General features: G+C 72.7%; 6 protein-coding genes. 1 reads left to right on the forward strand and 5 read right to left on the reverse strand.

Annotated features, from left to right (window positions below; translation table 11 throughout):
- Positions 1-22: 22 nt before the first annotated feature.
- Both IEZ17_RS21050 and IEZ17_RS21055 read right to left on the reverse strand, forming a co-directional pair.
- The gene (locus tag IEZ17_RS21050; protein ID WP_189302424.1) at positions 23-886 is read right to left on the reverse strand and encodes a dienelactone hydrolase family protein; all 864 of its coding nucleotides are present in this window, start codon (positions 884-886) and stop codon (positions 23-25) included.
- A 218-nt stretch (positions 887-1,104) separates the two neighbouring features.
- The gene (locus IEZ17_RS21055) at positions 1,105-2,076 is read right to left on the reverse strand and encodes an MmyB family transcriptional regulator (RefSeq protein WP_189302426.1); all 972 of its coding nucleotides are present in this window, start codon (positions 2,074-2,076) and stop codon (positions 1,105-1,107) included.
- 97 nt (positions 2,077-2,173) lie between these two features.
- Between IEZ17_RS21055 and IEZ17_RS21060 the strand changes: the two genes are divergently transcribed.
- Positions 2,174-2,968 carry an NAD(P)H-dependent oxidoreductase gene (locus IEZ17_RS21060; protein WP_189302428.1) on the forward strand — a complete coding sequence of 265 codons (795 nt, stop codon included), beginning with the start codon at positions 2,174-2,176 and terminating at the stop codon, positions 2,966-2,968.
- A 143-nt stretch (positions 2,969-3,111) separates the two neighbouring features.
- On the opposite strand, the gene IEZ17_RS21065 is transcribed toward IEZ17_RS21060, so the two are convergent.
- Genes IEZ17_RS21065 through IEZ17_RS21075 form a run of 3 tightly spaced genes read right to left on the reverse strand, consistent with a single transcriptional unit; the run spans position 3,112 to position 12,021 of the window.
- Positions 3,112-3,450, reverse strand: coding sequence for a nuclear transport factor 2 family protein (locus IEZ17_RS21065; protein ID WP_189302429.1), 339 nt, complete (start codon positions 3,448-3,450; stop codon positions 3,112-3,114).
- Positions 3,451-3,464: 14 nt separating this feature from the next.
- Complete coding sequence (locus tag IEZ17_RS21070) at positions 3,465-4,658, reverse strand: hypothetical protein (RefSeq protein ID WP_189302431.1); 1,194 nt, start codon at positions 4,656-4,658, stop codon at positions 3,465-3,467.
- Position 4,659: 1 nt separating this feature from the next.
- Positions 4,660-12,021, reverse strand: coding sequence for a non-ribosomal peptide synthetase (locus tag IEZ17_RS21075; protein WP_189302433.1), 7,362 nt, complete (start codon positions 12,019-12,021; stop codon positions 4,660-4,662).
- Between the last annotated feature and the right edge of the window lies 1 nt (position 12,022).

Consider the following 12,022-nt stretch of genomic DNA (forward strand, 5'->3'; position numbering starts at 1 on the left):
GCGGCGGGACCGAGCCCCTGAGTTACGCCCCGTCCGTGGCGGCCGGTGCGTCCGCTGCCGTGTCGATGGGCTGCCCGAGCAGGCGGGTACGGAAGAGGCCGAGCACGTCGTCCAGCGCCGCGCGGGTGGGCTGGCCGGGTTCGTCGATCAGGTGCTCGGTCAGTACCGAGTGCGGGTGCAGCGCGGAGGCGGGGTTCGCGGTGGCGTCGTCCAGTTCGACGGCGAGGAACGCGTCACCCAGTTCGCGGCGCAGAAACGCGAACCGGTCGCCCGGTACGAGCCGGTCACCGCGGAACCGCAGCCCCATCACCTGAAGGCCGTCGCGCTCGCAGCGGCCCCGTACGGCGGCGAGGTCCTCGGCGGAGATGTCGATGCGGCCGGCCCGGCTCCTGGTGACGGGCAGCGGCAGGGACGGCTGGGACAGGACGGGGGCGAGAAGCCGCTCATCGGTCGCCATGGCCAGGGCGAAGCCGCCGGTGAGGCACATGCCGACGGCTCCGACGCCGGGACCGCCGCACCGCTCGTGCTCGTCCGCGGCCAGGGCCCGCAGCCAGGTCACCACGGGTGAGGTCTTCCCGGTGGCCAGCACGGTGAACTCCCGGCTCACGCACACCTTCCGCATCGAAGCGGCCATATAACGCCCGCTCTTCAGCCATCCGTTGGCGGGGTCGGCATCGCGGCCGGGTACGCCGAAGAGCACCGGGAGTACGGCGGTGCAGCCGATCGCGGCCACCCGTTCCGCGAACGCCAGCACCTTGGGCGTGATGCCCGGAACCTCCGCCAGCACGATCACCGCGGGCCCCGTGCCGCGCCGGAGAGTCCGGCGGGTGGTGCCGTCGTGCGTGAAGGTCTCGCGGTCGAAGCCGGTCAGGTCGTGATCTGCCATGAATTACCGCCGTCCTGGTCAGTTGCCGCTAGAGGGCTGATCGGCTGCCGCGTACCGGTCCTGGGTGCCTTGCCCCGTCGGGCACACACGGCAGCACGAGGTTACCCGCCGGTTGCCCTGCGCCGACGATCAGTTCGCGCCCCCGAAGCGCCCGCCGCCCCGCGCACTCGGCAACTGTGCTGACGGGGGGTGTGGTTGACGTTGCCGACTGCGGAGGTTCAGACCGGCTGCGGCGGCTCGGGTACCGCCGGTGCCGGCCCGGTCAGGCGGGTAAGGGCGGCGGCCTCCTGGCTTCCTTCCTCGGCGCTGAAGACATGCACCACGAGGCCGGTCTCGCCGGGTGCGGCCGGTACGTGCAGCGTCTCGTAGTCGAGGGTGAGCAGCCCGGCCACCGGGTGCCGCAGCCGCTTGCGGCCGGCCGCGCACATGACGACCTCGCCGGATGCCCAGATCCGCCGGAACTCCGCACTGTGCGTGGAGAGTTCGGTGATGAGCGCGGCCAGTTCCGCGTCGTCCGGGTATCGCCCCGCGGCAACGCGCAGTTGGCCCACGGCCTCGGCCGCCCGGTCCTCCCATTCGGGGTGCACGTCCCGGGAAGCGGGGTCCAGGAAGAGGAACCGGGCGTTGTTCCGCTCGCGGCGGACCGGGGCGGCCAGGCCGCCGATCAGTTCGGCGCCCGGGCGGTTCCAGGCCACCACGTCGAGGCGGTGGTCCGTCGCGAACGCGGGGAAGGCGGCCAGGCCGTCCAGCATCCGCTGGAGCAGGGGGCTGACCCGGGCCGTGGGCGCGGGGCCGCCCCGGGTGCCGGCCAGGGTGGCCAGATGCCCGCGCTCCGCCGCGCCGAGGCCGAGCGCCCCGGCCAGTGCGTCCAGCACCTCGGGGGACGGCTGGGTGGCCCGGCCCTGTTCGAGGCGTACGTAGTAGTCCACGCTGATCCCGGCGAGCTGCGCCAGCTCCTCGCGGCGCAGCCCGCGCACCCGCCGCCGACGGCCGCCGGTGAGGCCGACGTGCTCCGGTGCGACACGCCCCCGGCGGGCACGCAGGAAGCCGCCGAGCGCCCGGTGGGTGGCGCCGACCCCGTCGCCCCGGTCGCGTGGGCCGGTGCCGTCGGGCCGGCCGGTGCCCGCCGGGCGGGTGCCGGTGCCGTCGGGGTGCTCGCTGCGGTCCACGTCCAGCTCCACGTTGTCCATCGATCCAGTATGGGTGGCCCTCGCAATACCAGGATTCCGGTTCCGCGGGTCGAAGAGGGTACTGGCTGCCGCGTCGCGCCCGGGGGAACGTAGCGGCATGACCGAGGCAACACCGCAGCAGCGGAAGAAGATCCTGATTGTCACCGCCCACCCGGAGCCGCATTCGCTCAATGCCGCGCTGACGGATTTCGCGGTCGAGGAACTGCGCGCGGCAGGGCACGAGGTGCGGGTGTCCGACCTCTACGCGATGAAGTGGAAGGCGGGGGTGGACGCCGACGACTTCCCGGACCACGCCGCGGACCGGCGGCTGGACGTGCTGGCCGTCTCCGGGCAGGCCACCCTGGCGGGGCGGCTCTCGCCGGACATCGCGGCGGAACAGGAGAAGGTGCGCTGGTCGGACGCGGTGATCCTCCAGTTCCCGATGTGGTGGTTCTCGGTGCCCGCGCTCCTCAAGGGCTGGATCGACCGGGTGTTCACCTTCGAGTTCGCCCATGGCCCGTCGGTTCCCCCGCCCTACAGCGAGGGCGCGCTGGCCGGGCGGCGGGCGCTGCTGTCGGTGACGATCGGTGCCCGCGAGTCGGCGTTCGCCGACCGGGGCATCCACGGCGCGCTGGCCGATGTCCTCTTCCCGCTCCAGCACGGCCTGTTGTGGTTCACCGGCATGGCACCGCTGGACCCGTTCACGGTGTACGACGCGATCGACGTACCGGAGGAGCGGTTCGCGGCGGCGAAGCGGGAGTACGGGCAGCGGCTCGCCGCGCTCTTCACGGACGAGCCGGTCCCGTTCCGGTCGCTGGCCGGCGGCGACTACGCCCGCGATATGCGGCTGCGGCCGGGCATGGAGGCGCCGGGCACGAGCGGACTGGAGATCCACGTCCGCCCGCGCGGCTGAGCGATCGGGGCCGGGGCACCGCCGCACGGCGGTGCCCCGGTCCGTGTCACGGATGCGGCCTCGTGGCCGCCGGTCGGGCCGGGGTGCCACGGGGCCGCGTCGTCGCCCGGGTACGGCCGGCAGCCGGCTGTCGGTGGGGCGGGTCAGACCGCGAACCACACCCGTTCGATGCGCTCCTCGCCGACCTCGTAGAGGGCCACGGCGGTGCGGACCTCGCCGCCCATGAAGCCGGTGACGTTCTCCTGGTCGATGACGATGCGGCCGTGGACGACGCGCGAGACGAGTTCGGCGTGCAGGTCCGGGCTGGCGGCGAAGAGGGCGCGGTAGCGCTCCCGGAAGGCCGGGCCCGAGCGGTCGGTGAGGACGTCGCCCGACGGGAAGGCGTATACCGGTACGTCGTCGACGTAGTAGGTCAGGAACTTTTCGAGGTCGCCCGCGTTGTAGGCGGCGAGCTGACCGTCGACGATCTCTTCCGGAGACATGGGAACTCCCTTTCTCACCCGGCCGGCACGAGCGTGCGGCGGCGGGTGCGGGTGCGGATGGCGAACAGTGAGCCGGCCAGCGCGATGCCGCCCACGACATGGGCCAGGCCGAGCAGCAGCAGCCCCGACTGCCTTTCCAGCAGGAGGCCGACGAGCTGCTCACCGATGCCGAATACCAGACCGAGATAGAAGATCATACTGGCTCGGATCTGGCCGATTCGGGCGGCCGGCGCCGGTTCGAGGATGCGGGCGTTGGTGAAGTGGATCCAGTAGGCGTTGACGAAGGTCAGCACCACGTAGAGGGCCATGTGCACGGGGAAGGACGAGTGCCCGGCCAGCGCGCCGGCCACGCCGGAGGCGATCAGCACCCCGGCGAAGAGGAGCGCCCAGCGGCGGGACCGCTCGGGGTTCCGCAGCAGCGGGGCGGTCAGCCAGAACGCCAGCCCGTAGAAGAACCACGCCCCCGAGAAGGCGATCCCGGTCGGGACCAGGGTCTGTGCCTCGGCGATCACGCTGGCGTAGACCATCATGCCGGACAGGCTGACCAGGAACACGATCTGGATGAGGTTCCAGGGCCACAGCTCGGGCAGCCAGTAGCTGCGTACGGCGGCGGCGCCGCGGCTGACGACGTGGTGCCACTCGAAGCCGAACTCGCCCTCGCCGTGCTCCGGTCGGGACAGCAGCAGCCAGATCACCAGTGCCGAGGAAGCGATGTCGAAGAGCAGGGCGGCGACGAGGGTGTGCGCGGTCCACGCCGGTACGGCCGCGCAGATGACGGCGGCGAACACCATGGCGCCCTGCGGCGAGGTCACCATCTGGAGCACCGCGCCCTGGGCGCTGGAGCCGGACGCGTCGGCCAGCAGCCGGTAGGCGAGGACCGAGCTCGCGCCGACGAGGGTGAACCGCAACGCCGTCCACACCAGGACGAAGTCCGGTCCGGCCGTACCGAGCCAGGTCAGCAGCAGGAACACCACCGCCAGCGCCAGCTGCATGCCCTGGAGCAGGGCGAACTTGCGGCCGATGCGGCCCCGGTCCGCCCAGACGCCGACCATCAGCGCACCGACGACGCCGAGCACCTGCCGCTCCATGCCCAGCAGGCCCACCAGTCCGTCGGAGTGGGTCTGCGCCGAGAAGTTCGGCACCAGCAGCAGCCACAGGACCGTCGAGCCCAGGGAACTGAGCAGGATCGTCGAGAAGGTTGCCTTCATGTCACAGCCCCAGGGTCGTGTGGCCGTCGCCGAGCAGCGCCGGCAGCGGAACGGTGACGCCGAAGCGGTGGTGCAGCGCATGGGCGAGTCGCAGGGCGCCCAGCGAGTCCAGGACGGGGCGGGCCGCCTCCGGGCTCGTGGTGTCCGAGGCGCCGGTACGGCCCGCCGTGAGGATCTCCGCCACCAGCGCGCGCAGGGCCGCCGGGTCGATGCCCTCGATGCCCTTGATGCCCTCGACGGCCGACGGGGGCTGCACGGTGCGGTGCTCGTAGCCGTCCCGTTCCCGGTCCGCCGGCGGGGGCAGCCGGTCCAGGAGGTCCGCCAGGTCCGGGCCGGCCCAGGGCTCCCCCAGCAGGTCGGCGAGGACCGCCCGGTACACGTCGGCGACCGTGCGGACCGCGTCCCGGCCGAGCACCTGCGCCGCCGCGTTGAAGTTCACCCGCATCCGGCGGGAGAACAGATCGGCGTTGAAGGTCACCAGCAGGGCGAAGTCGGCGTGCTCGAACCACTTCAGGTCGCCGATCACCTGCCCGCCGTCCGCCCCCAACTGGTCGGAGTACGCGGTGAAGTTGACGAAGTTGAACGCGGTCTCCACCAATCGCTGCCCGCCCATGGCCTGCTGGATGGAGGCGTAGGAGTAGCGGCGGTGCGGCAGGTGCTCGTGGCCCACCCGGTTGACCGCGGCGGCCAGTTCGTCCCAGGAGCCGCCGGCGGCGGCCCGCAGCGGCACGATGTTCAGGAACAGGCCCACCATGCGGTCGGCCGCCAGGTGCTCCGGCCGCCCGTGGCCGAAGACGCCGGTGGTCACGTCCGGGGTGCGGGTGATCAGCGACAGCGCCCGGAAGTGCACGGCCAGGCACAGGTGCTTGACGGACACCCCGAGCCGGGCGGCGAGTGCGACGAGCCGGTCGTAGCGCTCCTCCTCCAACATCAGCTCCGCCTCCGCCCACCGGCTTGCGGACTCGGGCAGCCGGGGCAGCTTGGTGTACTCGGCGCCCGCGAGGAGTCCGGTCCAGTAGTCCCGGGACGCGGTGTCCCGCTGCGCCGCCAGGTCGAGCCGTACGTAGTCGCGGTAGGCGAGCGGGACCGGCTCGGCGGGAGCGCCGGGCTCGCCGGCCAGGGACCGGCGGTAGCCGTCCAGCAGACGGGCCATCAGGCCGGAGAAGCTCCAGCCGTCGATGATCGCGTGGTGGAAGCTGACCGAGAGGTGGAAGGAGTCCTCGGTCGCCCGGTGCGCGAAGAACCGCATCTGCGTCGGGGCACCCCACACGAAGCCGGTGCCCTTCTCCTCCTCGAACCACGCGTCGACATGTGCGGCCCGCTGCGCCTCGTCGAGGTGTGTCAGGTCGTGCACGGTGAGGTCGACCTGCCCCCGGGCGTGCACCCGCTGCAACGGCCGGGTGGCGCCGTCGAGTTGGAAGGAGGTGCGGAGGATCTCGTGGCCGTCCGCGTCGACCATGGCGGTGAGCAGGTCGGTGAGCACCGCCCGGTCGAAGGGGAGGTCGACGCGGTAGCGGATGAGGTCGTGGAAGACGGCCTGTGCGGGGTCGGTGTCGGTGTGGAAGATCATGCCGAGCTGGAGCTGGGTGGCGGGGTAGGCGTCCACCACGTCCGCGGGCAGCTGCGCCCGGTCCGCGTCGTCCAGCAGGTCGAACGGCTCGCTCGGCGCCGCCGTACGGTCCTCGGCGGCGGTCACCAGGCCCTGGTCGGCCAGCGCCCGGATGGTCTGCACCCGGAACAGCTCGTGCAGCGGCACTTCGAAGCCGGCGCGGCGCAGCGCGCCGGTGAGCCGGATGCCCTGGAGGGAGTCGCCCCCGAGGTCGTAGTAGGCGTCGTCGATGCCGACCCGCTCGATGCCCAGGACGTCCTGCCAGACGGCGGCCAGCCGGGCCTCGGTGGCGCTGCGCGGCGCGGTGAACTCCCGGCCGGTGCCGCCCTGTTGGTCCTCCGGGTGGGGCAGCGCGCGGCGGTCGGTCTTGCCGTTGATCGTCAGCGGCCAGCGCGCCACTTCCACCAGGAAGCTCGGGACCATGTAGCCCGGCAACCGGTCGGCGAGGTGGGCGCGCAGCAGCGGGCCGTCCACCGATTCGCCGGGCAGCGGCACGTAGTAGCCCACCAGTGCCCTGTCGCCGGTGCGCCGGGTGAAGGCGACGACGAGCGCCGAGTCGATCTGCGGATGCCCGGCCAGGGCCGACTCGATGTCGCCGGTCTCGATGCGGTAGCCCTGGATCTTGACCTGGGCGTCGCCCCGGCCCAGGTACTCCACCTCGCCGCCGGGCAGCCGGCGGGCCAGGTCGCCGGAACGGTACGCACGGGTCGTGCCGTGGCCCAGGTCCAGTTCGACGAACCGCTTGGCGTTCTCCTCCGGCCGGTTGAGGTAGCCGAGGGCGACGCCGCCGCCGGTCACCGCGATCTCGCCGGGGGTGCCGAGGGGCACCGGCCGCCCGAGGTCGTCGATCAGGTACAGGCCGAGGTCGGGGATGGGCTCGCCGATCATGCTGCCGGGGGCGCGGGTGTCGGCGGCGCGCACCGGGCGGTAGGTGACGTGCACGGTGGTCTCGGTGATGCCGTACATGTTGACCAACTCCGGGCGGCTGTCCCCGAAGTGGTCGAACCAGTCGGCCAGCGACGCGAAGTCGAGCGCCTCGCCGCCGAAGACCACCTGGCGCAGGCAGACGTCGTCCGGCCCCACGCGGTCCATCAGGGCCTGCTTGATCTGGCCGAAGGCGGACGGCGTCTGGCTGAGCACGGTGACGCGCTCGGCGACGACCAGGTCGGCGAAGTCCTCGACGGACCGGCTGACCCAGTACGGGACCACGACGAGGTGACCGCCGTACAGCAGGGCGCCCCACAGTTCCCAGACGGAGAAGTCGAAGGCGAAGGAGTGGAAGAGGGTCCAGGTGTCCTGCTCGGAGAAGCCGTACCAGTGGTCGGTCTCGCCGAAGAGGCGCAGCACGTTGCCGTGGGTGACCAGCACCCCCTTCGGCCTGCCGGTGGAGCCGGACGTGTAGATGACGTACGCCGGGGAGTCGGCGGTGAGCCCGTGGGCGGGGCCGTGGTCGGTGCCGTCGCCGGTGAGCGCGGCGAGTTCCTCCGCGGTGCCGGTCAGGGTGGTGCGCTCCGGGAAGAGGGCGCACACCTCGGGGGTGGCGATGACCAGTCGGACGTCGGCGTCCTCGACGGTGGTGCGGATGCGGTCCTCGGGGTAGCCGGGGTCGATCGGCACATACACCGCACCGGCCTTGAGGGTGGCCAGGATGCTGACGACCATCTCCACGTCGCGCTCCAGCGCGAGGCCGACGAGGTCGCCCGGGCGGACGCCCTGGGCGGCGAGGTGATGGGCCAACGCGTTGGCCCGGCGGTCCAGTTGGCGGTAGGTCAGCCGCCGCCCGGCGCAGGACAGGGCGGTGGCGTCGCCGTGCTTGTGGGCCATGGCCTCGAAGCGGTCCACGAGGGTGCGGCTGCCGTCGAGTTCGGGCATGGTGGGGCGGGCGACCGCGGGCAGCAGTTCGGCGCGCTCCTCGTCCGTCAGCGGGACGGTGTCCGTCCACGGCTGCTCGCCGGCGTCGGCGAGGGCGCGGAAGCAGCCGAGGTAGTAGCCGAGGTAGCGGTCGACCTGGGCGGCGGTGAACTGGCGGGGGTCGTAGCCGATGCGGTACTCCCAGCCGCCCGTGTAGGCGTTGGAGCCCACGTAGACGACGAGCGGAGCGTTGGTCTGCTCGAAGTACTCCACCGCGGCGACGGCGGGTTCGCCCTCCTGGGCGCCCTGCTGGTGGACGTGGAAGTTGGTGAAGTTGAACAGCACGTCGAAGGCCGGGCCGCCGTGCAGCTTCTGGATGGCGGGCAGCGGGAACCAGCGGTACGGCTGGAGCCGCTGCTCCAGCGCGAAGCAGCGTTCGGCGAGTTCCCGCCAGCTCTGCTCGGTGTCCAACTCCAGCCGGAACGGCAGGGTGTTGAGGAACATGCCGAGCGCCTGCTCGGCGCCGTCCACCTCGGGCCGGCCGTTGGCGACCAGCCCGGTGGCGACATCGCGCTGGTTGGCGATCAGGGACTGCACCCGCAGATGCGCGGCGAGGAAGACGCTCTTGAGCGGTACGGACCACTCCTGGGCCCGCCGGCGCAGCGTCTCCAACAGCTCCGGCGGCAGTTCGCGGGCGCTGACGACGACCTCGGCGGAAACCGCGTGACCGCGGGTGCCGGCGCCGAGCCGGGGCACCTCGGTCATCTGGGCGCCGTCGAGTTGGGCCGCCCAGAACGCCCGCTGCTCGGGGTCGGCCTCGGCACCGCGCTCCAGTTCCGCGTAGCGCTTCTGGAGCGGCACCGCGGGGGCGGGGGCGGTGCCGCGGCCCTGGAGCAGTGCGCCGTAGGCACGGACCCACTCCTCGACGAGGGAGGCCACGCTCCAGCCGTCGAGGATGGCGTGGTGGAAGCTCAGGCCGAGCACGATCCGGTCGGGGGCGGTGACGAAGATCCGCAGGCGGTAGGCGGGGGCGCCGGACGGGTCGATGGGGGTGCGCTTCTCGCCCTCCGCCCAGTTCGCGACGACGGCCGCCGCGTCGGTCTCGGCGCTCAGGTCGGCGACCTCCACCGGCAGCGGCGGGGCCTCCTCCACGACCATCTGCGGCCGGTCTGCGGACTCCAGGTCGAAGCGGGCGCGCAGCACGGGGTGACGCTCGCTCAGCTGCCGCCAGGCCGCCACGAGGGAGTTGTGGTCGACGCTCGGGACGTCCACGTGGTAGCGGAAGATGTCGTGGTAGACGGGCACGTCGGTGTCGACGCTGCTGTGGTAGATCATGCCCTGCTGGAGGGCGGAGGCCGGCCAGGACCGGGCGTCGTCCGCCGCGGGCCCGGCCGGCGCCGGGTTCTCCACCCGGCGCACCACGCTGGCCAGGTCGGTCAGGCGCTGGTGGGCGAAGACCTCGCCGACGGTGGCCTCGTAGCCTGCCTGGCGCAGCGCGGCCACGACGCGGATGCCGAGGATCGAGTCGCCGCCGAGCGCGAAGAAGCTGTCCTGGGCACCGACCCGGGCCACACCGAGGGCGTCCGCCCACACGGCGGCGATCAGCCGCTCGACGTCGGTGGCGGGCGCCACGTACTCCTGCCCGTCGCTCTGCTTCGCCGGCCGGGGCAGCGCGGAGACATCGCGCTTGCCGTTGTGGTTGGTGGGGATGGCCGGCACGGTGACGACGAACTGGGGGACCATGTAGGAGGGCAGTTCGGCGGCCAGCGCGGCCACCAGCGCCGCCTCGTCGAAGCCCGGTCCGGCCACGACGTAGGCGCAGAGCGCCTTCTCGCCGCGGTCTTGCTCCACGGCGGCCACCGCGCACTCGACGACGCCGGCGACGGCGCTCGCGAGGTGCTCGATCTCGCCCAGTTCGATGCGGTATCCGCGAATCTTGACCTGGGTGTCGAGGCGGCCGAGGTATTCCAGCACCCCGCCCGGCAGCCAGCGGGCCAGGTCGCCGGTACGGTAGATCCGGCCGAAGCCCGTGGGGCCCGCCACGAACCGCTCGGCGGTGAGTTCGGGCGCGTGCAGATAGCCGCGGGCCAGGCCGACGCCCGCGATGCACAGCTCACCGGGCACCCCGATGGGGGCGAGGGCGCCGCGGCGGGTGCGGACGAGCAGCTTGATGTTGTCGATGGGCCGGCCGATGGGCACCGAGCGGGTGGCGTCCACGGCGTCGCAGTCGAAGTAGCTGACGTCGACGGCGGCTTCGGTCGGCCCGTAGAGGTTGACGAGCAGGGCGTGCGGCAGGGAGGCGTCGAAGAGTTCGGTGTGGCTCGCGGCCAGTGCCTCACCGCTGGCGAACACTCGCCGCAGCGAGCCGAGGCGCTCGGTCGTGCCGGAGGCCCGGGTGTACGTCAGGAAGGCGTGCAGCATGCTGGGGACGAAGTGCAGGGTGGTCGCGCCGCTCTCCGCCACCCGGTCGGCGATCCGCTGCGGGTCCTTCTCCGCGCCGTTGGGCAGCGTGGCGACCGCTGCACCCGCCAGGGACCACCAGAAGATCTCCCACACCGAGACGTCGAAGGTGAAGGGCGTCTTGTGCAGGATGACGTCGTCCGCGCCGAGCGGGTAGCCGCGCTGCATCCACCACAGGCGGTTGACGATGGCGCGGTGCTCGACCACCACTCCCTTGGGGCGGCCGGTGGAGCCCGAGGTGTAGATGACGTAGCAGGCGTCGTCCGGGCCGGTGACGGGATCGAGGTCGCCGTCGTCGGCCGAGCGGTTCGCCGGGTCCTCGATGTCGAGCGTGGTGTGGGAGCCGAGGACCTGCGCGGTCTCGGCGGTGGCGAGGACCAGCTCGGTGCCGCTGTGGTCGAGGAGGTAGGCGATGCGGTTGTCGGGGAGCGTGGGGTCGATCGGCAGGTAGGCGCCGCCCGCCTTGAGCACGGCGTAGATGGCGGTGAGCATCGCCGCGGAGCGGGGGACGCAGACGCCCACGATGCTGCCGGCGGTCACCCCGCGCTCGCGCAGGGTCCGGGCGAGCCGGTTGGCGTCGGCGTTGAGCTGCGCGTACGTCGTCCCCGTGCCGTCGGCGACGGCGATCCGGTCGCCGTGTGCGCGGGCCCGCTCCTCCAGGAAGGTATGCAGCAGCCGGCCGTCCGGGAACTCCGCGTCGGTGTCGTTGAACTCACCGGAGATCAGGGCGAGTTCGGACGCGGACGGGGCGCGGAGCGCGTCCGCCGTCGTGGCCGGCACGGTGGTGACGGTGTGCAGCAGGGCACGGTAGGCGTCCAGCAGCCGGTGCGCGGTCGCCTCGGTGAACAGCGTCGGGTCGTACCGCAGGTCGAGGCGGGCGGCGGACCCCGTGGTGAGGGAGAACAGCAGCGGGGCGCCGGCCCGGTCGGCGTCCTCGGGCCCCAGGTCGCCGTCCACGGCGACCATGAAGTCGGTCGGCCGGCTGTCGGCACGGTCCAGGACGTACCGCACCGGCACGTCGAGGTGGGCCGCCGCATCGAGGTAGGCCGCGCGGACGGCACCGAGCAGCTGCCGGGCCTCGGTGTCCGCGGGTATGTGCACATCCACCGGGACCGCCCGGTTCGGTGCGTCGAAGACCTGCGGGGGGACGGGCAGGTGGACCACCACGTCGTCGCGGTCGGTGGTACGGGCGGCGAGCAGTGCCAGCACGGCGGCGGCCACGGTGCGCAGCAGCACCGGGTCGCCCGAGGTGATCCGGGCGAGCGCGGCGGCGGTGGCCCCGTCGAGGCCGGTGCCGGTCACCCGGTGGTCGCCGGCGTCGGGGCGCAGATGGTCGCGGATGACCTGGACGGGTTCGGTCCAGGCCAGTCGACGGTTGTCCCAGTACTCCTGCTGAGCCGGGTGGTTGCGGAGTGCCTGCTGGGCTTGGAGTGCGCTGGTCATG

The organism is Streptomyces albospinus (assembly GCF_014648695.1).
In the GTDB taxonomy this organism is placed as follows: domain Bacteria; phylum Actinomycetota; class Actinomycetes; order Streptomycetales; family Streptomycetaceae; genus Streptomyces; species Streptomyces albospinus.

Coding starts and splice junctions, on each gene's coding strand:
- IEZ17_RS21065 (WP_189302429.1), bottom strand. CDS start 3,450: ATGTCTCCGGAAGAGATCGTCGACGGTCAGCTCGCCGCCTACAACGCG.
- IEZ17_RS21055 (WP_189302426.1), bottom strand. CDS start 2,076: ATGGACAACGTGGAGCTGGACGTGGACCGCAGCGAGCACCCCGACGGC.
- IEZ17_RS21070 (WP_189302431.1), bottom strand. CDS start 4,658: ATGAAGGCAACCTTCTCGACGATCCTGCTCAGTTCCCTGGGCTCGACG.
- IEZ17_RS21050 (WP_189302424.1), bottom strand. CDS start 886: ATGGCAGATCACGACCTGACCGGCTTCGACCGCGAGACCTTCACGCAC.
- IEZ17_RS21075 (WP_189302433.1), bottom strand. CDS start 12,021: ATGACCAGCGCACTCCAAGCCCAGCAGGCACTCCGCAACCACCCGGCT.
- IEZ17_RS21060 (WP_189302428.1), top strand. CDS start 2,174: ATGACCGAGGCAACACCGCAGCAGCGGAAGAAGATCCTGATTGTCACC.